At 50.5% G+C, this 26,779-nt stretch carries 22 protein-coding genes and 1 pseudogene; 11 read left to right on the top strand and 12 right to left on the bottom strand.

Going from position 1 to position 26,779, the window contains the following annotated elements; all coding sequences use genetic code 11:
• Positions 1–169 precede the first annotated feature (169 nt).
• Positions 170–814, top strand: a complete 645-nt coding sequence (locus ACPV3A_RS15510) for an SDR family oxidoreductase (protein WP_426200168.1) — start codon at positions 170–172, stop codon at positions 812–814.
• Between the two features lie 220 nt (positions 815–1,034).
• Here ACPV3A_RS15510 and mnmH read toward each other — a convergent pair whose 3' ends face one another.
• Positions 1,035–2,087 (bottom strand): tRNA 2-selenouridine(34) synthase MnmH, encoded by a 1,053-nt coding sequence (gene mnmH, locus ACPV3A_RS15505; protein WP_426200167.1) that lies wholly within the window; start codon positions 2,085–2,087, stop codon positions 1,035–1,037.
• Between the two features lie 39 nt (positions 2,088–2,126).
• A complete protein-coding gene (selD, locus tag ACPV3A_RS15500; protein WP_426200166.1) occupies positions 2,127–3,179 on the bottom strand; it encodes a selenide, water dikinase SelD in 1,053 nt (350 codons plus the stop codon).
• Between the two features lie 292 nt (positions 3,180–3,471).
• On the opposite strand from selD, the gene ACPV3A_RS15495 reads away from it, so the two are divergent.
• The 3 genes from ACPV3A_RS15495 to ACPV3A_RS15485 all read left to right on the top strand — a co-directional run bounded on the left by ACPV3A_RS15495 (position 3,472) and on the right by ACPV3A_RS15485 (position 6,363).
• On the top strand, positions 3,472–4,542 hold the full coding sequence (locus ACPV3A_RS15495; protein ID WP_194543631.1) for a permease: 1,071 nt from the start codon (positions 3,472–3,474) through the stop codon (positions 4,540–4,542).
• A 134-nt stretch (positions 4,543–4,676) separates the two neighbouring features.
• On the top strand, positions 4,677–5,885 hold the full coding sequence (locus ACPV3A_RS15490) for a peptidyl-prolyl cis-trans isomerase (protein WP_426200165.1): 1,209 nt from the start codon (positions 4,677–4,679) through the stop codon (positions 5,883–5,885).
• A gap of 133 nt (positions 5,886–6,018) precedes the next feature.
• Positions 6,019–6,363, top strand: coding sequence for a LytTR family transcriptional regulator DNA-binding domain-containing protein (locus ACPV3A_RS15485; RefSeq protein WP_009590070.1), 345 nt, complete (start codon positions 6,019–6,021; stop codon positions 6,361–6,363).
• Between the two features lie 86 nt (positions 6,364–6,449).
• Here ACPV3A_RS15485 and ACPV3A_RS15480 read toward each other — a convergent pair whose 3' ends face one another.
• Positions 6,450–7,397 (bottom strand): hypothetical protein, encoded by a 948-nt coding sequence (locus tag ACPV3A_RS15480; RefSeq protein WP_339218435.1) that lies wholly within the window; start codon positions 7,395–7,397, stop codon positions 6,450–6,452.
• 270 nt (positions 7,398–7,667) lie between these two features.
• Between ACPV3A_RS15480 and ACPV3A_RS15475 the strand changes: the two genes are divergently transcribed.
• Entirely contained in the window at positions 7,668–8,363 is a 696-nt protein-coding gene (locus ACPV3A_RS15475) for a TIGR02206 family membrane protein (RefSeq protein WP_426200164.1), read from the top strand.
• Positions 8,364–8,462: 99 nt separating this feature from the next.
• Here the strand turns inward: ACPV3A_RS15475 and ACPV3A_RS15470 are convergent, their stop codons facing one another.
• From ACPV3A_RS15470 to ACPV3A_RS15455, 4 genes and pseudogenes are all read right to left on the bottom strand, one after another.
• Positions 8,463–9,455, bottom strand: coding sequence for an aldose 1-epimerase (locus tag ACPV3A_RS15470; protein ID WP_426200163.1), 993 nt, complete (start codon positions 9,453–9,455; stop codon positions 8,463–8,465).
• 131 nt (positions 9,456–9,586) lie between these two features.
• A pseudogene (locus tag ACPV3A_RS15465) lies at positions 9,587–11,241 on the bottom strand (glycerol-3-phosphate dehydrogenase/oxidase).
• 243 nt (positions 11,242–11,484) lie between these two features.
• A complete protein-coding gene (gene glpK / locus ACPV3A_RS15460) occupies positions 11,485–12,975 on the bottom strand; it encodes a glycerol kinase GlpK (RefSeq protein ID WP_216531801.1) in 1,491 nt (496 codons plus the stop codon).
• Between the two features lie 69 nt (positions 12,976–13,044).
• Positions 13,045–14,247, bottom strand: coding sequence for an ROK family transcriptional regulator (locus ACPV3A_RS15455; RefSeq protein WP_426200179.1), 1,203 nt, complete (start codon positions 14,245–14,247; stop codon positions 13,045–13,047).
• A gap of 405 nt (positions 14,248–14,652) precedes the next feature.
• On the opposite strand from ACPV3A_RS15455, the gene ACPV3A_RS15450 reads away from it, so the two are divergent.
• From ACPV3A_RS15450 to ACPV3A_RS15425, 6 genes are all read left to right on the top strand, one after another.
• Positions 14,653–15,915: an ABC transporter substrate-binding protein gene (locus tag ACPV3A_RS15450; RefSeq protein WP_426200162.1), complete on the top strand. Its 1,263-nt coding sequence runs from the start codon at positions 14,653–14,655 to the stop codon at positions 15,913–15,915.
• 47 nt (positions 15,916–15,962) lie between these two features.
• Positions 15,963–16,904, top strand: coding sequence for a carbohydrate ABC transporter permease (locus tag ACPV3A_RS15445; protein WP_426200161.1), 942 nt, complete (start codon positions 15,963–15,965; stop codon positions 16,902–16,904).
• A 16-nt stretch (positions 16,905–16,920) separates the two neighbouring features.
• Positions 16,921–17,757: a carbohydrate ABC transporter permease gene (locus ACPV3A_RS15440; protein WP_113057310.1), complete on the top strand. Its 837-nt coding sequence runs from the start codon at positions 16,921–16,923 to the stop codon at positions 17,755–17,757.
• A 45-nt stretch (positions 17,758–17,802) separates the two neighbouring features.
• Complete coding sequence (locus ACPV3A_RS15435; RefSeq protein ID WP_426200160.1) at positions 17,803–18,825, top strand: Gfo/Idh/MocA family protein; 1,023 nt, start codon at positions 17,803–17,805, stop codon at positions 18,823–18,825.
• A gap of 124 nt (positions 18,826–18,949) precedes the next feature.
• Positions 18,950–19,933 carry a Gfo/Idh/MocA family protein gene (locus ACPV3A_RS15430; RefSeq protein ID WP_426200159.1) on the top strand — a complete coding sequence of 328 codons (984 nt, stop codon included), beginning with the start codon at positions 18,950–18,952 and terminating at the stop codon, positions 19,931–19,933.
• Between the two features lie 192 nt (positions 19,934–20,125).
• On the top strand, positions 20,126–21,091 hold the full coding sequence (locus ACPV3A_RS15425) for a Gfo/Idh/MocA family protein (RefSeq protein ID WP_426200158.1): 966 nt from the start codon (positions 20,126–20,128) through the stop codon (positions 21,089–21,091).
• Positions 21,092–21,227: 136 nt separating this feature from the next.
• On the opposite strand, the gene ACPV3A_RS15420 is transcribed toward ACPV3A_RS15425, so the two are convergent.
• The 5 genes from ACPV3A_RS15420 to ACPV3A_RS15400 form a co-directional block, all read right to left on the bottom strand.
• Positions 21,228–22,652 carry an NAD-dependent succinate-semialdehyde dehydrogenase gene (locus ACPV3A_RS15420; protein WP_426200157.1) on the bottom strand — a complete coding sequence of 475 codons (1,425 nt, stop codon included), beginning with the start codon at positions 22,650–22,652 and terminating at the stop codon, positions 21,228–21,230.
• Between the two features lie 173 nt (positions 22,653–22,825).
• Positions 22,826–23,797, bottom strand: a complete 972-nt coding sequence (locus ACPV3A_RS15415) for a siderophore ABC transporter substrate-binding protein (protein ID WP_339294410.1) — start codon at positions 23,795–23,797, stop codon at positions 22,826–22,828.
• Positions 23,798–23,996: 199 nt separating this feature from the next.
• Entirely contained in the window at positions 23,997–24,755 is a 759-nt protein-coding gene (locus ACPV3A_RS15410) for an ABC transporter ATP-binding protein (RefSeq protein WP_076325073.1), read from the bottom strand.
• The gene (locus ACPV3A_RS15405) at positions 24,752–25,699 is read right to left on the bottom strand and encodes an iron chelate uptake ABC transporter family permease subunit (protein ID WP_426200156.1); all 948 of its coding nucleotides are present in this window, start codon (positions 25,697–25,699) and stop codon (positions 24,752–24,754) included. The genes ACPV3A_RS15410 and ACPV3A_RS15405 overlap by 4 nt, the downstream gene beginning before the upstream one ends.
• The gene (locus ACPV3A_RS15400; protein WP_071219984.1) at positions 25,689–26,642 is read right to left on the bottom strand and encodes an ABC transporter permease; all 954 of its coding nucleotides are present in this window, start codon (positions 26,640–26,642) and stop codon (positions 25,689–25,691) included. The genes ACPV3A_RS15405 and ACPV3A_RS15400 overlap by 11 nt, the downstream gene beginning before the upstream one ends.
• Positions 26,643–26,779: the final 137 nt, after the last annotated feature.

The raw sequence follows: 26,779 nt of genomic DNA, 5'->3' as shown, positions 1-26,779 counted from the left end.
CTCCTTTGCCTTTGTTTCGAATCCGTGCAAGTTGGTGAAAACAAGATAATATCATTTTCCTGAGATAAAGAAAAGTCCATATGGGATATACATGAAATATCCCGTAGTCTATGTCAAAATCGCAATGATTACTCTTTCAAGAGAATTTTTACCATAAGGAGTTGTCCACATGAAGGTTCTCGTTGTCGGTGCCAACGGCCAAATAGGCAAACAGCTTACCCATCTGTTGCAAGACCATGAAGGCTATACCGTAAGAGCAATGGTACGAAAGGAGGAGCAAGCAGCCCCATATCAAGCTGCCGGAATAGAGTGTGTTCTTGCGAACCTGGAAGGGTCGGTCGAGGAGCTTGCGGATGCAGCGAAGAATTGCCAGGCGATCGTATTCGCTGCCGGCTCGGGCGGAGCTACCGGATACGACAAGACTCTGTTAATCGATCTAGACGGAGCCGTAAAAATGATGGAAGCCGCCGAGCAGGCGTCTGTTAGGCGCTTTGTGATGGTGAGTGCAATCGGGGCCCATCATCGGGAATATTGGAATGAGGAGATCAAACCGTATTATGCCGCCAAACATTACGCGGATCGCATGCTTCGTCAGAGCAGCCTCATGTACACCATCATTCGTCCAGGAGGACTTACGAATAACCCCGGTACCGGACACATCGCCGCTGCGGAGAATATCCGGGGCGGTTCGATTCCGCGTGAGGATGTAGCGCGAACGATTCTGTTATCCCTGGATGAAGAAAATACCTTCCGTCGTTCCTTCGACCTAATTTCAGGGGATACTCCCATATCCGAAGCTTTATCCTCCATCTAAAAAGAGTCGTTTATCAAAAAAGATCGCCCCGAAGTATAAGCGGTACGCTCTTATCCGCTCATACTTCAGGGGCGATCTTTCGTACTAGTTCAATCATAACCAGCTATAATATAAGCGGTCCATGCCCACGGAGGCGCATAGTTTATGATTCGCTTTGTCCAATAAGCGTTTGTAATGCATTCTTACGTTTGTAATGCATTCTTACGTTTGTAATGCATTCTTACGCGCCGGTCTTCTGCTGCATTTGAGTCCGCAATATGTCTTTAACCGCATCCACTGCTTCTTCCACCCGGTCCACCGCCACAACGATGGGCGTGCTGCCCTCGTATTGACTGAAGGAGTGATTGTACTTGGGATCGTAATAATGCTCAAGGAGCAGCTGTATTCCCTGGGCAAACCGCCCCTCTTCCAAAGACTTGCCAATTTCCGCGGCGATAGGCGTATGGATTCTGTTTTTGATTAATTGAAAGGCCGCCAAATATTGCTCTTTATAAGCCGAAGGGTTGTAATCCTCCAGGATCTGGCGAACACGCTCCGCCATTGGCAGTTCCAACACGATGGCTACCCCCGACTCCTTCTTTTGCATAAGGAAATCGGGAACGGCGATTTTGCCAATCCGTTTGCTCTCCGCCTCAAATAACAAATACGGCGAGGATTCCAGTTGCTTCAGCCGCTCAAACAATTCCGAATCGAATGTCTTCTGATTATTCGCCTGTAGACCGATATGGCCAAAGATCGAGCCGCGATGTCCTGCCAGCCCTTCCAGGTCCACGACAGGGTAGCCTTCCTGCTGAAGCTGTCTAAGCACTGCCGTCTTGCCCGTGCCTGTCAAGCCGTGAAGGACGAATGCTTCTGCGTCCAGACTCTTATGCTCCAGCGTATCCAGTACATACTTCCGGTAAGCTTTAATTCCGCCTGTAATCCGGTTAACATGGATATCCATCAATGAGAGAACGGTTGCGGCCGTCCGGCTGCGCATGCCGCCACGCCAGCAATAGACCGCCTTATCTCCCTTGATCTCCTTGAATTGCTTCACAAAGCTCGGGAGCTTGGCCGACATAATGGCAAGTCCACGCTCTTTAGCCGCATCCACGCTCACCTGCTTATAAATCGTCCCGATCTCCGCCCGTTCTTCATCATTGAAGACCGGAATGTTCAGACTTCCCGGAATCGTGGAATCCCTGTACTCCGAAGGGGAACGGACATCAATCAAAGTAATCTTCTTGCTGCTTTGCAGTTCCATTAATTCTTTTACGGTGATGTCTTGAAACATGTCTGCTCGCTCCTTTATTGATACAAAACCCGATTCACTTTATAACTCAACGACAATGCGATTCGGATGGTCATGCACGACCTGGCCGATTCTCCCGGCTTCCAGCCCGGCTTCGCGAAGCTCTGCCAGAAGCTGATCGGCCTGCGAGCCATCAACCGCAATGAGGAGTCCTCCTGAAGTAACGGCATCGCACAAAATCCACTTATCGATCTGATCCATGTCATTCGGGAAATCCACATCGTCCTTCACGTGATCATAATTGTTTTTCGTACCGCCTGGTATAACACCGCCATCAGCCATCTCTCGAACCCGCTCCAAAATGGGAACGGAAGGTTTGGAAATACGGATCCCCGTGCCGCTTCCTTTGGCCATTTCGAGCGCATGTCCCAGGAGACCGAAACCAGTTACATCGGTGCAAGCATGCACCTCATACGGTTCCATGAGCTCGGCAGCCGTTTTGTTCAATGCGGCCATGACCGCGGTAACTCGCCGAATCTCCTCATCGCTTAACAGATCTTTCTTGATGGAACTCGTAAGGATACCCACGCCGATCGGCTTCGTCAGAATCAAGGCATCACCTGGCATAGCGCCGGCATTGGTTCTTACTTTGTCCGGATGGACAGTACCTGTAACGGCAAGGCCGAATTTCGGTTCCTTATCATCGATGGAGTGCCCGCCAACCAGGGTTACCCCCGCTTCCTTCAATTTATCTCCTGCACCTCTCAAAATATCCGTCAATACCTGCTTGTCCAGCGTTGAGATCGGGAATGCCACGATATTCAAGGCAGTCAGCGGCTTGCCTCCCATGGCGTAAATATCGCTGATGGCATTCGCAGCAGCCACTTGTCCGAAATCATAGGGATCATCCACAATCGGCGTAAAGAAATCGACGGTCTGAACCATAGCCAAATCATCCGTGAGACGGTATACGCCTGCATCATCACTTGTATCTAAACCGACCAATAAATTAGGATTCGGCTCGGCTTGCGGGAGCTTGCGAATGACCTGCGCCAGGTCCGCAGGTCCGATCTTGCAGCCGCATCCTCCTTTAGAAGAATACGAGGTTAATTTTATTTTTTCCGATTGACTCATCACGGGTCTTCCCTTCGCTTAAGAGTTGAACTTATAAAACACATGCAACAAACCCGGCGTGGATGCATAAAAACGTCTCATCTACCCCGGGGATAATCTGATATTCGTCCGTTTACTAACACTTGTGATCACACACAATATCTATATTATAAGAAATTGGCTGCTCCAAGTCTAATGGTCTTCCTATATCTTGCAATTACCGGGAATATCTTTCTTCTTTCTGCTCACAATGTGATATACTAATTGATTGGATATGTAAATCATTTCACAACGCATCGGGGGAATATAGATCATGAATCACTCAAGCGACGGCAGAATGGCCTTTGATCATTCGGATCGCAGAAGAACCATCTGGTTTATCACCGTCTTCATCATCATTGCAGCAACAGGGCTAACCTACGTAAAGTGGTGGCCTTATTATGATAAAGCGCTCAAAGCTATTATGGAGCACAGCATCGGCTCCTCCATATTAGGCATGGAGCCCGGCAATGTCGTGCCTTCTTGGCAAGCGGCTTGGGACTATGCGGTCACGTATTTTAAAGCAGTATGGAAAGCGGCGGTGCTCGGTATTCTGCTCGGGACCTTGATCCAGTCGCTGCTGCCCTCCCAATGGCTGCTCCGCGTTCTCGGCAAAACCACCTTCGGCAGCACGGCGATTGGAGGAATTGCCTCCATTCCGGGGATGATGTGCTCCTGCTGCGCGGCACCGATCGCGATCGGTCTGCGTAAGAAAAAGGTGTCCGTGGGCTCCGCCCTCGCGTTCTGGATCGGCAATCCGACCATCAATCCGGCAACCCTCGTCTTTATGACGTTTGTTTTATCCTGGAAATTTACCGCGCTGCGTTTAGTCTTCGGCCTCATTCTGACCTTTGGCGTCAGTTACCTGGCTAACCGCTTCGCCAAAGAGGTGGATCCGGTAGAGATTGACGCGCCGGAGAGCACCGATCAAACCGATGAACGTCCGCTGTGGAAACGCTGGCTCGCCAGCATCGGTCATATGCTGATTCGCGTGGTTCCGGCGTATTTGATAGCCGTGCTTCTCCTTGGCGCACTGCAAGTATGGATGTTTCCGCATCTGGGAGCTGCTGCAGGAAACACGCTGCTGGCCGTCATCTTCTTCTCCGTGATGGGAATGCTGTTTGTCATTCCAACCGCAGCGGAAATCCCGATCATTCAGGCCTTTATGGCAGCAGGTCTCGGAGCGGGCCCGGCCGCAGCGCTGCTTCTGACGCTGCCGGCCATCAGTCTTCCGTCCCTGCTCATGGTACGACGCTCATTCCCGAGGAATGTAATGTGGTTTGTTGTTGCTTCTGTAGTGCTGCTCGGAATCGTATGCGGTATAGCGGGCATGCTGATCCTGTAGACCCAGCTCCAACTTTTTCCCGTATCTTTTCAATTTTTATTTTTTCTTAAGGTAAACCCTTGGCTTATCTGGTAAAGTGATTAAAGAATGAACCAACTCATTATTACATGCAGTCGAAGGGAGTCAATCATTAAATGAAAGATAACGATTTGCAGCCAAACCATCCGGGGCAACCCGAGGATGAACAAGGACAAGCCCAAGAGAAAGAGAATAACCAACAAGATCCGGGCAGCTTGTCTCATGAAGAAGAAAGAATAGATTCAACCTATCCGGAGCCCATCGAGCTTCACAAGGATGAGAACGAACAGCCTGCACTCATGCATCCGGCAGGGGATCAACCGCATTTCGATGAACAGTCTCCTGCAGGTGGCGGCGGTAACGGAGGCAAAGGTTGGATGATCGCTTCGCTCGTATTGGCGGCAGCGTTAATCGTCGTCCTGATTGTCCCTCCGTTTGCCAAAGGATCCGGCAATGAAGCTATAGCCAAAGTCAATGACGTTAACATTACCAAGGATAATCTGTATGATGAGCTTGTCAGCGCAGGCGGTAAACAAACACTCAATTCCATGATCACAGAGGAATTGATCCAGCAGGAGCTGAAGAAGAAATCCATTACGGTGACCGACGCTGATGTAAGTAAAGAAGTGGATGCCTTGAAGGCGACCTTCCCATCCGAGGACCAATTCAATATGCAGCTTCAGCAAGCCGGCATGACGCTCGACGATCTTAAAGAACAGACCAAAACCCAGGTCGAGCTCAAAAAGCTGATGGCCGACAAAATCAAAGTAACCGATGATGAGATCAAACAAATCTACGACCAATACAAAGACAGCTTCGCTACGCCTGAGCAAGTTCGCGCATCCCACATCCTGGTCGAGACCAAGGAAGAAGCCGAAGCCATCGTGAAGCAGCTGAAGGAAGGCGCTGACTTTGCAGCGATTGCAAAAGAGAAGAACCAAGATGCTACGAAGGAGACCGGCGGCGACCTGGACTTCTTCGGACGCGGCCAGATGGACCCTGCATTTGAAGAAGCAGCGTTCAAATTGAAGAAGGGCGAAATCAGCGACCCGGTGAAGAGTTCTTTCGGTTACCACATCATCAAGGTTACCGATCGTAAAGAAGCTACGAACCCTACCCTTGAAGATAAGAAGGAAGAAATCCGCAGTCAGCTTGAGAACCAGAAGGTTTATTCCGAATCCACAGCCTATATTCAGGAGCTGAAGGATAAAGCAACCATCACCAATACGCTGGACGAAGCTGCGGCTGAAACGCCAGCAGATCCTGCAACAGAAACGCCAGCAGATCCTGCAACAGAAGCACCAGAAGCACCTGCTGCACCTTAAATGTTAGTCCAAGCCCCTACCCTTGCGGTACGGGCTTTTTTTAATGCCAAATAAAAAGTTCTTTCAACACCAGGGAAAACATGTTAGAATGTAAGCGTTATCAAATGTTGATCTTGGAAAAGGGGGACGCAGAATGATGAAGCACGTATCGGAATCCCGCAACATGTATGAGGACTTCGTGGTGGAGACAGACATTCTGTTCTTTAAAACCGGATCGCACGGTTTGGTCAGCTTTCACGGCAGAAACTACAATATTAAAAAGAGAATGACTGCCGAAAAAATCGCATCCCTGCTCTCCGGTAAACAGTTCTATCATGTCGGCGGCAACTGCTACGTCAACGTTGACAAAATCACGACGGTAGAACAAGGCATCGTTTACTTTGGGGAGAAGGCACCTTCTGCTAAACATCTTCGGATTCCGAGATGGAAGCAAGAATCGCTCAAGCGCCTTGTCGCAGAAGTAAAACAGCCTGTTTAAGAGCAGCGCTCTTCTCATGAATCAGGCGCACAAAACAGAAGATCCCGTATCCGGTCAAACGGAGGCGGGATCTTTTAATTTACAGGCTATAACTTCAGTTTCCTAGCATTAACGATGTATAGATGCTTCAGCGGCAATGCACCGTTTCTGTACTTGCGGGCACCGGATTCAAACAGAACGTACAGGTCATGGCCCCGCATCGCAATATTCTCGGACATCGGAGGCATCGTCAACGGCGTGGCCGCAGCCTTTCCCTTTGTTCCACGAGTATATATGAGCAATTTGCTTGCATTGTTGCGTCCGCAGGATTGACTGTATACAACGCGAGTTTTCGTCACGACCGCCCCTTGGATACGGTCAGGTGTGCTCCAGGTATAGGCGGCTTTCCGATTCGGCGGCAAAGCGTCGCTGGACGTTAATGGATAGCCTCGCAGCTTGCCCTTAGGTCCCGGCGCACACTGCTTGCCCCCTTGATCCTCGCCATCCATATATTCGCCGATCCATAGAATGCCGTCGGAATACGTGGCATAGGATGCTTTATGACCGAGCGCATAAGGTGTCATGACAATATTGCCATAATCTTTCTTGCTGCTAATTGTACTCAGCGGAATTTTATACACCTTTTTGCCGGACGCCACCCACAGATGTTTTTTGCTGACCGCAAGCCCTCCGACATGCCCGGTATGTTTTTTGCTCCCGCTCTCATACAAATACAAGGTTTTGATACGTTTGTTGGTTTTGCTGCTTGTAATCGAAATGCTGCTGGCTTGATTGCTGTCCTTATTTCCCCAATAATGCGATATAATGATCCAATTCTTGCTCGGAACAAGAGCCAGCCCTTGTGGAATCCACTCTTTGGTTCCGGAGTAACCGGGAATGGCGGCTCCCTTTTTGCTGATATCGAAAAACTTTTTGTACTTGGAGCTGGCTGCTTCGGCTTCCCCTGGAGGAGCAAGTCCGCTTAAGCTGAGGATCAGAGCTAAGCTAAGCAGGAGACTTGCATAACGTTTGATTCCCTGTCGTTTGCTCGCCATAAATGTACCTCTCTTCCATCGTTATAATTTATAACGGCAGGTTATTGGGGCCTTGCACACCCACATAAATGTAATGTATTCTGGTCTGGTTGTACCTGATGATACATAAGGATGCGAGATATGATCCTATTCCTAACCCATTCCACACTATGGTAATATCAAATCTAAGGCTTATGAACATAGAGAGGATGATCACGAATCGATCCCTATTTTGATCCGAGATATCCGGAAGTTTTTACTGCTTTCTCCATCGAACATTGGATGGCCATTATGGTGTTTATCGCTCTTGGCTTACTATTGTACTTGTTTAGAACCGTAATCGCCTCCAATGCTTCTCTGCAAAAGACCGTGAGATGGGGACTGCTTGCTGCGCTTTCGTTACCGGAAGCCTCCCTTCATATCTGGTATGCGTCAACGGGAATATGGGACCCTGCCACTTCGCTTCCATTGGAATTGTGCAGTCTGACCCTGTTTCTCTCCATCGCCATCCTGCTTACGGATGAACACCGCCTATATCCGTTGGTTTACTTTGCCGGCATCGGAGGGGCCTTACAGGCTATATTAACACCGAATCTGGGCTATCCTTTCCCACACTTCCGGTTCTTTCATTTCTTCGTCGTCCATATCGCGATCATATTGACGGCTTTGTACATGACATGGGTTCGAGGATACCGTCCAACCTGGAAATCCATCGGCTGGACGATGGTCTTCCTAAACGTATCCGCATTCGTTGTCGGGCTGGTCAACCTCGCTGTCGGCTCGAATTATATGTTCCTGATGCGCAAGCCGGACACAGCTTCGCTGCTGGACCTGCTTGGACCGCATCCCGTATACATTTTCGTTGAGGAACTCATCGCACTCACGCTGTTTATCCTTATGTATATCGTCTTTTTTGTGATGCCGGATCGCATTAAACGCAGTCGCCGCCGTAAACAGGAACAAACTTTTTCTTCGACCGGCAGTTGAAGAAGGAATCAAATAAACATAAAGCGTATGGATGGTAAACGCCCTGTGTAGCCGGGTGCCAGAATCCATACGCTTTTTTGGGAGAAAAGGGTCTGACTACTAATCCTTAAGATACAGCCTTGAGGTTGCTTCCCAAATTTCACCCGGAGCCAAACCGAACAGACCGATATCGTCAGCAGGCAAGTCCACGTTCGGTGCGTTCACCAGGTTGATCTGCGGCTCCGGACAGAAGAACTTCCGGGAGGCCTTGTTGTTCCATACCATCCACTGCTTATACGAATTGCCGACATCGTAAACGAATGTTTTGCCAAGCTTGGTATCTGTCAATTCCATACGGTTTCTGCCGTTCTGCGGGACGGCCGTGTAATGGTTGTCCATCGAATCAAAATAGGGAGTTACACCGCTTGTCCGAAGCAGCTCCTCTTCTGTTGTCAGAGTCTGGAACTTGCCGGTCGGCAGCATCCGGTCACTCATTTCCCACCGTTCGCCGATCGTTATTCTTACGACACAGTCATCCGCCGTGCTCTCCGGGGCAAACGGAGCATTGATCGCCGTATGAAAGGCTAGCAGGCACGGCATGCTGCGGTTACCCTGATTACGTATAAACACATGCTGGGCCAAGCCATCCTGATTCAGCGTGTAGCGAAGCCGGAAAGTGAACTGGTGCGGGAGCATCGCATACACCGGATGATTCTCATTAATGGTGACCGAAACCACCACGTAACTTTCAGACTCGCTGCTGCCAAAATCCTCGACGCTCCAAGGAATCGTATGTAAAAAACCATGGAGGTGATTGCCCGTCGCTTCCTCATTGATCGGGAACTGATAGGTTTCTCCATTCCATGGAAACCGCCCGTCCTCATAGCGATTAGGCGGAAAGAGAACAGGAATGCCGTGTACGCCCGGATTGGATTCGAATGCTTCCATTTCGTCTGCTTCCGGTTCGCGAAGGAACCGGTAACCGCTTTCGTTATCCCTAAAAGCAATGAGATTGCCTCCGATTTCGGGCAATATCGCCGCCTCGTAAGGGCCGTGCTGGAGCCAAACCGCGCGCTCTCCGTGATATGATCCTTCATACGCTTTGTGGTTCATCGGGTGATCTCTCCTCTCAAGTGTGAACGTATATAGATTATCATACCAGTGCCCTTACTTCTATATTTGAGAGGGGATCGTCAACCCTTGTCATCCCCTCTGCCCTCCGTCCGTTTAAAATTGCATGCCGGTTAAGATGAAAGTTTCGTTGTAGAAGGGTTTTGCGGAATTGGAGCCGGGGCCGATTGATCGCTTACTGCCGGCTGTGTGGCCGAAACCAGCTCCTCATCCAGTTCCTTCGTGTATTCGTGGGTCTGCTGCTCGCTCCAACCCAGTACCCTAGCCATATAATCAATTACGGGCATCTTCCATTTTCTCGTCCAATCGATATGAAATAACAGGGAACCCGTGCGACGGATGAAAAAGTCGGCCGGCTTCGCTGCCATCTCATGCTGAATCGCATACATTAGCGGAACCAGCACCGATACCGGAAGCGCCGCTGCCTCCGCTTGGTCGGAGCCCTCTTTGGCCAGGCGGAACAATTCCGACACGTTAGATCCGTACATTCGCGCCCACTGCTCAGCGAGTTTACGGTCAATTCCTTGCGCGGCGCCAATCTCCGCCTGCTTGCGGACAAAATCAGGGAATTGGCTGGATCCGCCAACCTGACCGCCGGAAATCGGCAGATTCTTCGTTACGCAGGCACCATATGCTTTCCCGCCGTTCTCTTGGATCCGTTTTGCAACCAGATCGACAACCGTGTCGGCCATTTTGCGATAGCCCGTAAGCTTGCCACCGGCAATGGTAATCAGGCCGGACGGGGACTCCCATATTTCATCCTTGCGTGAAATTTCAGACGGGCTTTTGCCTTCCTCCAGTATAAGGGGCCGGACTCCCGCCCATCCCGATTCCACGTCTGCCGGACTTAGCTTCACACCAGGGAACATGTAATGTATAGCTTTCAATATATAATCCCGGTCCTCCACCGTAATCAAGGGACGTACAGGATCGGCCTTATAGACCGTATCGGTGGTTCCGACATAGGTCTTCCCGTCACGGGGAATGGCAAACACCATTCTGCCGTCAGGTGTATCGAAGTACACCGCTTGACGAAGCGGGAATTTGGATTGATCGATGACCAGATGAACCCCTTTGGTCAGCTGAAGCATTTTCCCCTTCTTGGACTTATCCATTTCGCGCACCTGATCCACCCACGGCCCTGCTGCGTTTACAATCTTGGTTCCGGATACGGACTTGACCCCGCCACCCAGCTAATTCGTCCATTTGCATCATAATTCAACGATTCGGCCTTTGCGTAATTAAACAGAACCGCCCCTCTGGCGGCTGCCTCCTTCATGACCTCCAGTGTCAGCCTGGCATCGTCCGTCCGGTATTCCACATAATAGCCGCCGCCTTTAAGGCCCTCCTGCTTCAGAAGCGGCTCCCGCTTCAGCGTCTCGGATGCGGACAGCATGGAACGCCGTTCTCCCCGCTTTACGCCAGCCAGAAAGTCATACACCATCAACCCGATGGAGGTGCTGAATTTCCCAAAGGTGCCACCCTGGTGTATCGGCAGGAGCATCCATTCCGGCGTGGTTACATGCGGTCCGTTCTCATACACAACGGCCCGTTCTTTGCCAACCTCGGCCACCATGCCAACTTCAAACTGCTTCAGGTACCTCAGTCCGCCATGCACCAGCTTGGTCGAACGACTGCTCGTTCCTGCGGCAAAGTCCTGCATCTCAACCAACAAAACCGACATCCCGCGCGTGACCGCATCCAGCGCAATTCCTGCACCGGTTATGCCGCCGCCGATGACAATCAGATCGAAGGTTCCCTCTGCCATTTCTTGAAATCGACGCCTGCGGTCCAAACTTGAAAACGTCTGTGCCTGCTTCACAATGAATCCCTCCCAGTATGATTTACCCTGTTTTTATCTCTCGTTACCCTTCCAATGAAAAAAGACAGCAAAAAAGAGACCACGAAACACGCAGTAACAAACCCCATAACATGAGGTATTCCGCGCCTAGTGGTCTCTCCAAGTCTCCAGACAAATATTCACTTATTGATCATTATACCACAGAAAATGCTAATGAAAAGCCATTGCCGCATAAACGGCTTTTTTCCAGCCGCTGTATAATTGCTCCCTTACGTCTTCCTCCATGGTTGGCTTAAAGCTTTGCCCCATGCTCCATTTGCTGCAGATTTCCTCCTGATCCTTCCAGAAGCCGACAGCGAGCCCCGCCAGATAGGCAGCACCGAGTGCCGTTGTCTCCGTAATGTTCGGCCGCTCGACCGGCACATTCAGGATGTCGCTTTGGAATTCCATGAGAAACGTGTTGGACACGGCCCCTCCATCCACACGCAGGGATGTGATATTATAGCCGGAATCCTCTTCCATCACGGATAGAACATCCCGTGTCTGGTATGCAAGCGACTCCAGGGTTGCACGGATGAAATGCTCTTTCGACGTGCCTCGTGTCAGGCCGAAGACTGCCCCTCGGACATCGCTGTTCCAGTATGGGCTGCCAAGTCCAACAAAAGCCGGCACCACGTACACGCCCTCCGTGGAATTGACCCGGCGCGCATAAGGCTCGCTGTCCTTCGCTTCGCGGAACATCCGCAGCCCGTCGCGCAGCCACTGGATCGCCGAGCCGGCCACGAACACGCTGCCCTCGAGTGCATACTGTACGCCATCTTCCAGTCCCCAGGCGATCGTAGTGATCAGCCCATGCTCGGATTTTACGGGCTTGTCGCCGGTGTTCATCAGCATAAAGCTGCCGGTTCCGTAAGTTGTCTTCACCATGCCTTTCGAGAAGCAGGTCTGCCCGAACAGCGCCGCCTGCTGATCGCCGGCTGCTCCGGCAATGGGAACCTCGCGCCCAAAGAAATGATAGGAAACGGTATTGGAATATATCTCGGAAGAAGGCCTGACTTCAGGCAGCATCGCCATCGGAATATCTAGGAGCTGCAGGAGCTCCTCATCCCATTTTAATTCATGAATGTTATAGAGCATCGTACGCGATGCGTTGGAATAATCGGTCACGTGCGCCTGGCCTCCGGACAGCTTCCAGATCAGCCAGGTATCGATGGTCCCGAATATAACGTCTCCGCGCTCGGCCCGCTCACGGGCACCGTCTACATGATCGAGGATCCATTTGATCTTCGTTCCCGAGAAATAAGGATCAATCAACAGTCCGGTCTTCTCCCGAACCGTCCCGTCATGTCCGGCGGCAATCAGCTCCTCGCAGATGCCCGCCGTCTGGCGGGACTGCCAGACAATGGCGTGGTAAATCGGTTCGCCGCTCTTGCGATCCCATACCACGGCCGTTTCCCGCTGATTCGTAATTCCGATTCCGGCAATCTGATCCGCCTTTACGCCCGCTTCGGATAAACAGGTTGCAATGACCGCAAGAATGGAACCCCATATTTCATTGGCATTCTGCTCCACCCAGCCCGGCTTGGGAAAATACTGCGGAAACTCCTTATGAGCTGAGTGTACGATTTCTCCTTCCTTGTTAAACAGGATCGCGCGCGAGCTTGTCGTTCCTTGGTCAAGTGCCAGAATGTACTGCTCCAATCAACTTCTCCCCTTCCGCATATGCATTTAACCAAAGATAACGTGCAGGTGGAAACGTTGTCAAATCCATTATTCCGTCAGGGAGAAACCTAGCAAGTCCTGCAGCAGGACCGAAGCCGCACCCATTAGCTTGTCTTCCTCGCCAAGGGAGGCCAGACCAAATACCATGTCCTCCTTCAGAATCGGCAGCGCATGCCGGTCAATATAGCTGCGAACCATGTCCAGCAATTCCGGATTTCCATGTGCCATGTCCCCGCCCAGGATCAGAGCTTCGGGATTAAACATGTTGATCAGATTGACGATGGCCGCTCCCAGAAGCTCCGCCACTTCCTCATTAAGATCCTTTGCGAGCTTGTCCCCTCTGCGAAGAGCTTCCTTGAATACGGACGGAACAATTTTACTGTAATCTCCCCCGCTCAGCTCCTGGATCAGCGTCGGTCTCCCTGTTGCGATCGCCGTAATGATTCGCGAATACACGGCAATCCAGCTGATGTAACTGTCCAAGCAGCCTACATTGCCGCATTCACAGCGGATGCCGCTGCGGTTTACGCTCGTATGACCGAATTCGCCGGCACCGCCATGCTTGCCCCTTAGGAGATGATCGTTAATCAAAATACCGGAACCAAGCCCGTCGCCAATGGAAATATAAATCAGGTTCGCATATGCGTAATCGCCAAATCTGCGTTCAGCCAGTACAACGGAATTCATATCGTTCTCTACCCACGTCCGCAGCCCGTAGCGTTCTTCCATAATCCGTTTCAACGGAACATCGGTCATGCGAAGTTTCGTGTTATAACGCACCATGCCCTGACTATCACTCACAATGCCCGGCACGTTAATGGAGATCCCGACACACCGCTCCAGGTCCGCTTGTCCTGACATGAAATCGTCCATCAAGCTCAGCAGCCGCTCGATAACGGCTTCTCCTTGGAGCCCGGCTAGAGGATGCGTTTCCTTCCGGAGCACCTTCGCCTCCAGATTCATGCGGGCCAGCATCATGACCGAATTCGTAATCGCTACGGCAAACAAATAATGATTATCCGGATTGAATTTGAGCAGAATGGGCTTTCTTCCACCGCTGGAGGAGCCTGTTCCAATCTCGGAAACGTAGCCTTCCTTGATAAGCTCCTGTACGGCAGAGGCGACCGTGGAGGGACTCAGCTTGTTTTTTTTGGCCAGATCGATTCTCGATATGGGTCCCTCTGTACGGATCTTGTTCAGCACCTTGGACCGGTTTAATGCCTGAATCAGCTTGTGATCACCTTTTTTCATATTGTTCAAGCGAGCTCAACCTTTCTTTAATTTCTTCATATAGTAGGACTTTCTGTATCGGAAAAATGAGGATAGAACCACTATAACATGTTCCAGAACGGAACAAAAACTTATTCCATCAATCGAAATAAGAAGTCTCGTTAGGTCTCATAACGATTCGCTCATATTGTGAAAAAAAGAATTTAAATCGATTTGTAATCGCTATCTTGAAAAATAATAGAGGGAATTATATAATCTTTCGCAATAGAAGCTGGTTGTTCTGTCAAGAAAGATAGCATCTTGATGTTAACTTTTTTCGACTTATGGAATAACTATCGCTTTTTAAGGGGTCCGATTCACTTCGAACAAGCCGTACGACCAACCACGCTTGATCAAAAATCATGTGAATTCAAGGAGGGTTATCTGATGAAAAAAAGAATTGCTGTCCTGATTTCGATATTATTTGTGTTCACCGCGTTACTGTCCGCTTGCGGAGGCGGCAATGCCTCTGGCGGAAATAACGGCAAGAAGGTCATCAACGTCGCTCTATGGGACGAAAATGTGCGGGACACGCTGGACAAGTCCATTAAAATTTTCAATGAGAAGCACCCGAATGTTGAAGTGAAAGTGACTTACACCCCATGGGCCGATTATTGGACCAAGCTGAAAACCAGCCTCGCCGGCAACAGCGGCCCTGACGTCTACTGGATGAACGGCCCTAACTTTCATTCCTATGCCTCCTCCGGTCTAATTAAAGACCTGTCTCCCCTAATTGAGCAAAGCGGCCTGGACACCTCGGTTTATACCGAAGCGCTCGTCGATATGTACACCTATCAGGGTAAACTTCACGGACTTCCTTATTTCCAGGATTCCGTCGGACTTTTTTACAATAAAGAATTGTTTGACAAAGCAGGTCTGCCTTATCCCGACAAAACCTGGACCTGGCAAACCGTCGAGGAGAACGCAGCCAAGCTGACGGATAAATCAAACGGCATTTACGGCTTCATAGCCCCGATCGACAGCCAAATCGGATATTACAACTTCATTGCCCAAGCGGGCGGATACGTCATCTCGGACGATAAGAAATCATCCGGATTTGATACACCCGAAGCACTATCGGCGTTCCAGTGGGAACAGAGCTTGATTGAAAAAGGCTATTCCCCAAGCGCGCAGCAGCAGCTTGAAACGAAGTCCCGCCAATTGTTCGGCTCGGGCAAGGCGGCCATGTTCCCGGGGATATCGGTTAACTCGCCTGAGTTGTATAAGCTTCTCGGCGACAAACTCGGTGTCGCTGAACTTCCTGCCGGCAAGGAAAAGGCATCGATCGTTCATGGACTCAGCTGGGCCATCAACGGCAAAACGAAAGTCGAGCAGGAATCCTGGGAGCTGATTCAAGTTCTTTCCGGTAAGGAAGGGCAGGAATTACTCGCCGAATCGGGATTCTCGATGCCTGCGTACAAAGGCACGGAGGGCGGCTGGCTGAAGTCCATTCCTTCTCTTGACCTGCAGGTGTTCGTGGACAGCCTGGAGTTCGCCGTACCTTATCCGGTATCCCAGAAAACCGCAGAATGGCAGGACGCTGAAGTGAAGGAAATTCAAGCGGCTTTCCTCGGAAAGAAATCGTTTGAAGAAGCATTAAAAAATGCCGGCGAACAGATGAATGCCATCCTAGCGACAGAAACGAAATGACGAGCAGCCGCTCCCAATACGGAAATTAAGAAAGGACGGTGCAGCCTGTGAGCTCTCCCATCACTGTGACCACAGAACCTCCTAAAACGACAACCAAGCGAAAAGCAGGGAAACTCGCCGTACACGAAGCTGTCTGGGGGTACATCTTCATTCTGCCTGTCGTGCTGGGCCTCGGTCTGTTCTATATGGCACCTTCCGCAGCATCCCTGTTCCTGTCGTTTACGTCGTGGGATGGACTAACCTCCCCCCAATTCATCGGATTCGATAACTTCGCAAATTTGATGAAGGACGACAAATTCACCGGTTCCATGCTGAACACGATGCTGTACACCGTCGGTACGGTGCCGTTATCCGTCGCACTCGCAACGGTGCTGGCCGTGCTCCTGAACCAGAAGATCAAAGGCATGGTCTTTTACCGCACCTTCTATTTCATTCCCGTGATCACCATGCCGATTGCCGTCGGCATGGTGTGGAAATGGTTATACAACTCCGAATTCGGATTGATCAACCACGTGCTGGGCGTCATGAACCTGCCGCAGCCCAACTGGCTGTTCGATGAGAAATTCGCCTTGTTCTCCATCGTGCTCGTCAGTGTCTGGAGCAGCATCGGATACAATGCTGTCATTCTGCTGTCCGGTCTGCAGGGCATTTCCGGCAGCTATTATGAGGCGGCTTCGCTTGACGGAGCGGGAACGCTGTACAAGTTCTTCCGGATTACGCTGCCCCTGCTGACACCCAGCCTGTTCTTTGTCTTGGTCATGTCCTTCATCAATTCGTTCCAGGTGTTTGACCTGATCTTCATCATGATGGATCAACAGACCACGATGCTGGAATCCACCCGAACGGTTGTATACAGCATCTGGGAAGACGGCTTCAAATACTTCAAAATGGGTTACGCTTCAGCGCAGGCCTTCATTCTGTTTATCGTTATTCTGATCATCACCATGGTTCAGATGTATATTCAGAAGCGCTGGGTCCACTACCAATAACAGGAGGTGTGTAGACGTGAATACTTCAACCGATGCTGGAAAAGCAAGCCGTCTGGCGGTCCACATCCTCTTAGCTGTCGGGGCGCTGCTCATGATTATGCCGTTTCTATGGATGATATCTACATCCTTCAAGTCCTTTGCGGATTCCATGTCTGTCCCGCCCAAATGGCTCCCTGTGGAATGGCACCCGGACAACTACCTGCGGGTCATCCAAACCATTGATTTCGGAACCTATTATTTGAACACCGTTATCGTGACGGTGGGACGGACGGCTGGACAGCTCATTCTGTGCTCCCTTGCAGCCTATGCATTTGCCAGTCTGAGATTCCCTTTCAAGAACGCCATCTTTCTCGCGCTCCTAGCCGTATTGATGGTCCCATCCCAGGTTGTTATGATTCCGAGCTTTGTCATCATGCGCGAGTTCAATTGGCTGGACACGTTCTACGTGCTGATCGTACCCGGCATATTCAGCGCCTTCGGTACATTCTTATTGAGACAGTTCTTTATGACGCTGCCGAAGGACCTGGAGGAAGCGGCCAAAATCGATGGCTGTAGTTATTTCCGAATTTACTGGAATATTTACTTGCCTTTATCCAAGGCGGCTCTCGTCTCCCTGGCGATCTTCACCATATTAGCCTCATGGAACGATCTGCTGTGGCCGCTCATCATGACGAGCTCCGAGGAGATGCGTGTCCTTTCCATCGGGATATCCAGCTTCCAGGGACAGCATTCCACCGATTACCCGCTGCTGATGGCAGGCGCCTTAATGGCTACCCTCCCCATCATCATCCTGTTTATCTTCCTTCAGCGTTACTTTATTGAAGGGATCGCCATGAACGGGATTAAAGGATAGGACACGGATCGCTCGAACCATGCAGAAAAAAAGGAGTGTACGGAAATGTTACAGGTGTTAGTTATTGGTGCAGGTACCATGGGAAGGACCCATGCCGCCGCCTATGCTTCGATGCCGGGCGTTAAGCTTGCCGGGATTGCCGATATCCGGACGGAAAAAGCACAGCAGCTGGCGGATAGATACGGCGCACAGGCCTATGCTTCATTCGAAGCAGCAATTGCAGGTTTGGGTGCGGATCGCATTGATGTCATTGACGTCTGTCTGCCAACCCCGCTTCATAAGGACTATGTTGTCAAAGCCGCGGACATCGGCAAGCATGTCATATGCGAGAAACCGCTCGCCAGAAGCGAAGCGGATGCACGCTTCATGATCAACTATTGCCAGGATAAAGGCGTGCGTTTATTCGTGGGTCACGTCCTCCGCTTCTTTCCGGAATATGTGAAGGCCAAGTCGCTTCTGGATCAGGGCAGCATCGGCAAACCCGCTGTCATCCGGGCAGGCAGGGGCGGCGGTTATCCTGTGGGCTGGAACCATTGGTACAGTGACTTTGGGGCGAGCGGCGGAATTACGTTGGACGCAATGATTCATGATTTTGATTACCTCCGCTGGTGCTTTGGCGAGGTTGAGCGCGTATATGCCAAAGGGCTTCATGGCCGTCATCAGGCCCAGCTGGATTATTCGCTGGTAACCCTACGTTTTCGTAGCGGTGTCATCGCGCATGTGGAAGGCACCTGGGCTCACGAGGGTTTCTCCATGAATTTAGAGATGGCGGGCATAAGCGGCGTTATCGATTATGACAGCGCGAAGGACAGCCCTCTCCTCTTCAAAACGCGGAGCAGTGCCGCTACCGTCCCCGGTGTCGTCGTGCCGGAAAGCCCGCTTGAACGGAGTCCCTATTACCGGGAATTGGAGCACTTCATGTCGTGTATCCGTGACGGCAGCGAGCCGCTCGTCTCGGCAGAAGACGCATACGAAGCGCTTCGTATCGCGCTTGCCGCCCTTGCCTCCATGGCCTCCGGCAGACCGGTGGTTATCGAGGACGATGCGCTCACACTCGCCTCAACATAGAAAAAGGCGATCGACGTATTTTCAAATGTCAGACCGCATGCAGCGGATCATTTTTCTTACGGGATAAGGAGGATACACCTCTGGTGGTTATCCTTTCTCATCTTTTTTAGAAGGAGAGAAAGCTATGAAATTGGGAGTAATCAGCTTTGCGCATATGCATGCGTTCAGTTATGCCAAAGCCCTGCAGGGGATCGAAGGCGTAGAGCTTGTCGGCATAGCCGATCCTGTAGAGGAGCGCGGACGGAAATACGCCGAGTATTTCGGGACAGCCTATTATCAGGATTATCACGAGCTTCTTTGTCAAGGCCTGGATGGTGTCATTGTCACCTCCGAGAATGTCCATCATAAGGAGCACGTGCTTGCCGCGGCTGCAGCCGGGGTGCATGTGCTCTGCGAAAAACCGCTTTCGACCAATATACAGGATGCACAGGATATGATTGATGCGTGCAAAGCAAGCGGCGTGCTGCTGCAAACGGCATTCCCCGTGCGTTACAATGCCACGGTCGTTCGAGCCAAACAGATGGTCGATGAGGGAAAATTAGGCTGTATTCTGGCGATGAAGGGGACCAACCGCGGGCGAAATCCCGGCGGTTGGTTCATCGATCCCAATCTGTCCGGCGGAGGTGCCGTCATTGATCATACGGTGCATGTCGCCGATATCATGCGCTGGATTACAGGTGCCGAGGTGAAGGACGTGTATGCCGAAGTCGACCATCTCATCTCGGAATCCCCTATCGATGATTGCGGCATTCTGACTATGGAGTTCCATAATGGTGTGTTTGCCACGCTGGATTGCAGCTGGTCCCGCAACAAGGAGTTTCCGACATGGGGCGACGTGACCTTAGAGATTGTAGGCTCTGCCGGGACCCTTAGCGTTAATGCCACCAGCCAGAAACTGCACGTATACACCGATGATTCCGGATACCGACATCATGCATGGGGGGATAGCATGGATGCCAGCCTGATCAGGGATTTCGTATCTTCGATTTCCTCCGGCGCAGCAGAAGCATCCGTCACTGGTGAAGATGGGCTCAAGGCACTTGCCGTGGCCGTAGCCGCCTACCGATCATCCGCGAGCCATCGGACAATCGCGTTGTCGGAGCTGTAATCGTTAACCGGCACAGAAGTCGTACTCGTGGTATTCGAGGAGGTCTTCTGTGCTTTTTTTCATAGCGGATCCGTCAATCTATGTTCAAATGAAGCTTGAATAATATGGATAGCGGGGCTATAATCACGTGTGAGTAATCGAGTTACCGGAACATGAAACCAACATCCTATACGATCAGGAGTGAGGCAACCTATGATAAAAGCAGGCGTGCTTGGAGCGGGAGGCATGGGCGCCGTCCATATCAAAAACCTGCACGGGAACGAACACGTTAAGCTGGCTGCAATATGCGACACCAATGAAGCGTTAGCGCAGCAGCAGGCCGAACTGTACGGCACAGCTTATTATACGGACGGCAGCACGATGCTGGAGCAAGAGCAGCTGGATGTGCTGTATGTATGCATTCCGCCATTTTGCCATGGTGATATCGAAGAACAGGCAGCCGCAAAGGGCATTCACCTGATGGTGGAGAAGCCGCTGGGGCTGGACGCCCAGTCTGTCCGACACAAAGCCAAGGTCATAACTGAAAGCGGAATCATAGCAGCTTCCGGCTACTGTCTGCGCTACCTGGACACCGTTGCGATCGCCAAAGATTTTCTTAAGGACAAAAAAATCGGTATGGTTCGCGCCCACTACATAACAACACCTGTACCGACTCCTTGGTGGCGCAAGAAGGCATTATCCGGCGGGCAGCTGGTTGAGCAGTCCACGCATACCATGGACTTGGTTCGCTATCTGTGCGGCGATATCACCCGCCTGTATGCCGATATGAAGCTGCTGCTGGTGAATGACATTCCGGACCTCGACATTCCGGATGTGGGCGCCATCCAGTTCGTGTTGGACTCCGGAGCCGTCGGCCATATGCAAACTGGATTTATCCAGTTCGATCACCGGAGCGGAATCGAGATCATGGGTCGCGACTTCCGCGTAGTGCTGGACGGAACCACGCTCTCCATTGTAGACAAGGAGAAAGAAATCGTGTACCGCAGCAAATCGGACTTTTACAAAAACTTAACCAACGCCTTGATTGACGCCATTCGTAACAACGATCCGAGCCTCGTGCTGGCATCTTATGAAGACGGCTTCAAGACGCTGGAAGTGACGCTGGCCGCCAATGAATCCGCGGAAACCGGCCAACCGGTCATCCTGCAATCATTATAAAAAAGGGGCATGCTCGTGGTCTGTAGACCTTGAGCATGCCCCTTGATTTTGGGTTCGTATGGTGTGACGTAGTCTGATAACTGCTCAACAGCTCACCCGTTTCGCACTATAGCGTAATGATGTACTCACCCCGCTCTTATAAACCAAGCGAAATGTACTTCACCTCCAGGAACTCATCCATTCCGTAGTGCCCGCCTTCCCGGCCTAGTCCACTCTCTTTGAATCCGCCGAACGGCGCTTGCGCCGTCGAAGGAACGGGATCATTCACACCCACAATCCCGTAGTCCAGCGATTCCGCAATGTTCACCGCTTCGCCCAGATTCTGCGTAAATACATAGGCAGCTAATCCATAGGGACTGTTGTTGGCACGCTGCACCGCTTCGTCTATCGTTTTGAATGTGGTAATCGGGGCAAGGGGGCCGAAGGTTTCCTCGTTCATGCATTCCATGTCGTCGGTTGCGTTCATAATGACCGTCGGCTCAATATAATTGCGGCCCAGCTCCGGTAATGCTTGACCTCCTGCTAATATGAGGCCGCCCTTCCCTTCCGCGTCCTTGATCTGCCTCACGACTTTATCCACAGCGTCCCGGTTAATCAAAGGACCGATATCGACGCCGTTCTCCAGTCCATTTCCTACCTTCAATTGCTTCACAAGCTCAGCAAACTTTGCGGCAAACTCCTGCGCAATCCCTTCCTGTACATAAACCCGATTGGCACATACGCAGGTCTGTCCCCCATTGCGGAATTTGGAGGAGATTAATCCGGCAGCCGCTTGATCCAGATGAGCCTGGTCCGTTACGATAAACGGCGCATGGCCGCCAAGCTCCAGCGATATTTTCTTGACGTTAGCCGCAGCTCCGGCCATCAGCTGTTTCCCCACTTCGGTTGATCCTGTAAAAGACAGCTTTCTTACGCGGCTGTCTGCCTGCCACACACCGGAAATGTCGCTTGAAGCTCCGGTTACGATGTTAATGACCCCGGCTGGAATACCGGCCTGATCGGCAAGCTCCACCAGCTTGATGGCCGTGAACGGCGTCTCGCTGGATGGCTTGATCACCACGGTGCAGCCGGCGGCTAGAGCAGGCGCCACTTTGCGGGTAATCATGGATGCGGGGAAGTTCCACGGCGTAATCGCTGCTACGACGCCTACGGGTTGCTTCGTTACAATGATGCGCTGCCGGCTGGATGATCCGGGTATAGTCTCGCCGTAGATTCGTTTGCCTTCCTCCGCATACCAGGACACAAAGCTGTTGGCATATTGTATCTCGCCCGCTGCTTCCTTAAGCGGTTTCCCCTGCTCTGTGGTCATAATCCGCGCCAAATCATCCGTGTGTTCCGCTATGAGCTGATGCCAGCGGCGCAGCAGTTCTCCCCGCTCATTCGCCGTTCTGCGGGACCATGCGCAAAACGCATCGGCTGCCGCATCAACGGCAAGCCCGGCTTCCTTCTTGCCGGCCTTGGACACGGTACCTATTACCTTCCCATCCGCCGGATTATATACGTCCATCTGTTCTTCGGTCTGAATCCATTGTCCAGCAATATAGATTTGATTACGAAACATAGTAAAGACCTCCTCATCGTCTCATCATGGCTGTGAATGCTTGTTGATCATCAACTGCTGCGGTCATGATCCGTCCTTCTTATTATCCGTTACCCACTTACCCTAATGCAAAAAAATAAAACACTGGAGCTTAAAGCTCCAGTGTTTCCTATATTCATAACAATTCGCTAAACTTATTTAATAGCTGCGTCTACTTCCGTGATCATTTCGGATACCGACGTCAGGCCGCCGCCGGAAAGATACCAGAAATCCGGGTTCAAGTAAACGATGTTACCCTCTTTTGCCGCGTTCGTTGTATTCACAAGCTCGTTCTCAACAACCGCTTTAGCACCTGAAGCTCCTTCGCCCGTGGCAACCGCTGCACCGCGGTCGACAACAAAGAGATAATCCGGGTTCATCTCAACGATGTACTCATTCGAAATGTCTTTACCATGTGTGCTGACTTCGATGTTAGGATCTACAGCTCCGAAACCGAACACGTCATGCAGAATGCCAAAGCGGGAACCCGGTCCGTATGCACTGATTTTGCCTTCGTTAGCCAAGATGATCAATGCTTTCTTACCGGTAGCTGTAGCTTTCTCATTCAATGCTTTGATGTTCTCGTCAATCGTAGCAAGCTCTTTTTCAACTTCTGCTTCTTTACCAAAGATTTGACCCAGCGTGTTCATGTTTGCTTTAAAGGATTCCATGTATTTGCTTGTATCAACACCCAGGAAGATGGTTGGAGCAATTTTGCTGAGCTCCTCATACGCATCTTGCTGTCTGCCGGAAATGATGATCAGATCCGGGTTAATGCTGTTGATTTTCTCAAAGTCAGGCTCCTTCAGACTGCCCACATTCTCGTATTTCTTGTCTTCGAATTTGGACAGGTAGGCCGGGATGTTCGCTTGTGGAACGCCCAGAACCTCAATACCTAATTTATCGACAGAGTCCAGGATACCAAAATCGAAAACAACAACGCGGGAAGGATTCTTCTTAACAGGCGTTTCACCCAGTTGATGGGTAATCGTGATTTCTTCAGTGGCAGCCGGTGGATCTCCAGCTGCATCTCCGCCATCCGTGCCGCTTGTTTTATCGTCTTGACCACAAGCCGCGAGTACGAGCGTGAACATTGCTACCATAAATAAAGCCAACCATTTTTTCATTATTTACACCCCATTTTTTATATTTAAAAGCTTCTATAATTCAACATATATTTGAATCTATGGTTGAATATGTAATTCAATAAGAACAGATTAAATCATGCCGTCCTATATCCAAGGCAGCCCTGTCCTTGTATTGGATAAGAATTCCGTGCTGTTATCTTCCAGAATCCTTATCCTCCATTCTCTCATATCATGTCACTTAGCCGTAGTATACGCACACCCGATTGTCATTAATCTCTTCGATCTCAATGTCCATGTCATAGATTCCGCGAAGCACATTGCTCTGAATGATATTCTCGGTCTTCCCTTCGCTTTCAATGGCTCCATCCTTCAATGCCACGATGTAATCCGAATAGAACGAAGCGAAATTGATGTCATGAATAACGATGACAATCGTCTTGTTCAGATCAGCGACAAGCTTTCTGAGAATCTTCATAATCTGTACGGAGTGTTTCATGTCCAGATTGTTTAGTGGCTCATCCAACAGGATATACTCAGTATTCTGGGCGATGACCATCGCTATGTAAGCACGCTGGGTCTGGCCGCCGCTGAGCTGATGAAGATATTTATGCTGCATATCCCCAAGCTCCATATAAGAGATAGCCTCATCTACGTATTTCTCGTCTTCCGCGTTCAATCTGCCCTGAGAGTAAGGAAAACGACCAAAGGATACAAGCTCACGCACCGTCAGACGGAGGCTGATATGGTTGGATTGTTTCAGAATCGAAACCTTCTTCGCCAGATCGCCGCTCTTCCATTGGCTAACCTCTTTACCGTCCACCGTAATTTGTCCGCTGTCCTTGCCTGTTAATCTGCTAATCATGGACAGCAACGTACTCTTGCCGGCACCGTTCGGACCGATAAAGGAAGTGATTTGACCTTTCGGGATCGTAACGGACACGTTATCAACGACTTTTTTGCCGCCATAGACTTTCGATACGTTCGTAACCTGGATCATGCTTTACTCTCCTTTAGTAGCAGGTATATGAAGTAGACACCGCCGATGAAGTTGATAATGACGCTGAGCGTTGTAGAGAACGTGAACACCCGCTCTACAACCAATTGACCGCCGACCAGCGCAATAATGCTAATCAGTATGGATGCTGCTATTAAATATGAATGCCTGTATGTCTTCATCACTTCGTAGGCAACATTGACCACCAGGAGCCCGAGGAATGTAATCGGACCTACCAAAGCGGTAGCCACCGAGATCAGAACGGCAACCACAATCAGAAGCCGCTTCACTACATAATCATAATTCACGCCGAGGTTGATCGCCTGCTCACGACCTAGTGCCAGCACGTTCAGGTACTTGGCAAATCGGGCAAAGTACAGCAAGGTCAGCGCTACGACAATGACGGAAAGGACCAGAAGCTCGGTCTTCACATTGTTAAAGCTGGCAAACATTTTGTCGGCTACAAACTGGAACTCGTTCGGGTCAATCAGCACTTCCATAAAGGAAGACATGCTGGAGAACAGGGTTCCGAATATCATGCCGATCAGCAGCAGGAAGTAAATGTTGTTTCCTTCCCTCTGGAACAAAATCTTATAAAGGATCCCGGCAAATAGGATCATCGCGCCGACATTGATCAAAAAGTTAACATTGCTGCCCATTTTATACAGCGTGAAGGAGCCGAAGACAAAGATCACGGTCGTCTGGATCAGGATATACAAGGAATCCAATCCCATCACGCTTGGCGTCAGTATCCGGTTATTCGTGACCGTTTGAAACACCGTGGTAGACAGAGCGATCGCCCCGCCGGTCAGAATAATGGCAAGCACCTTCTTGATTCGTCTTGGTAGGGCGTAATCCCAGTTACCGCCAAGATCAATGAACAGAAAGACTGCCACCAGGATGATTGCCGCTGCGGCCAACAGGCCGAGTTTGGCTTTATAAGTCATAAGCCTTTCTCCTCATCAGTAAGAAAATGAATATACCGCTTCCGAGTACGCCCACGGTTAGACTAATCGGAATTTCATAGGGATAAATAATGATCCGGCCCAGGATGTCACAGAACAGTACGAAACCGGCCCCCAGCAGCGCGGTATGCGAAAGGCTTTTTTTCAAATGGTCTCCTAAGTACAAACTAACAATATTAGGTATGATCAGACCAAGAAACGGAATCACGCCGACCGTCAGCACGACGGAAGCCGTAACCAGCGCCACGATGACCAGTCCCAGATTCACGACTCTCCGGTAGTGAAGGCCCAGGTTGGTAGCAAACTCCTCTCCCATTCCGGCCACCGTAAACTTGTTGGCGAACAGATACGCCAGAATCACAAGCGGGATACTAAGATAGAGCATTTCATACTGGCCCTTCATGATCATGGAAAAATCACCCTGGAGCCATGCGGACATATTCTGAATAAGATCATATTTGTATGCAAAGAAGGTGGCGATCGAACTGACGATATTACCGAACATCAGCCCTACGAGCGGGATGAAGATCGCATCCTTGAACTTAATCCGATCCAGTATCTTCATGAAGATAAAGGTTCCTGCCAGAGCGAATACAAATGCCACAAGCATTTTGATAAGCGGTCCGCTTGTCGTGAAGACAAGCATGGCTACCAATATCCCCAGTCTGGCAGAGTCCATCGTACCTGCCGTGGTGGGCGATACGAACTTATTGCGGCTGAGCTGCTGCATGATCAATCCGCAGATGCTCATGCTGACACCCGCCAATATGAGACTGACAAGCCTAGGAATCCGGCTGACAAGCATAATATGCTGTTGTTGTTCTGTCATCGAGAACAATTGCAGTGGCGAGATATCCTTAACTCCAATAAATAATGAGATTATCGAGAGTACCACAACGGCTGCAAATAAGTATCTAATCTTCATGGCTCTTCCTTCTATGCGTATGTCTCTAAATACCCGGGATCATGCAATTTTCGTCACCATTCTCATTGAGATTGATTATCAATCGCGTTCTGATATGCATTATATCATCCTCATTCTGGCTCGACAAGTATAATTGA

The organism is Paenibacillus sp. Dod16, assembly GCF_049893405.1.
Lineage (GTDB): Bacteria > Bacillota > Bacilli > Paenibacillales > Paenibacillaceae > Paenibacillus_AQ.
Note: the sequence above shows the minus strand (reverse complement) of the source record. Positions and strands in the feature narration are given on the sequence as shown.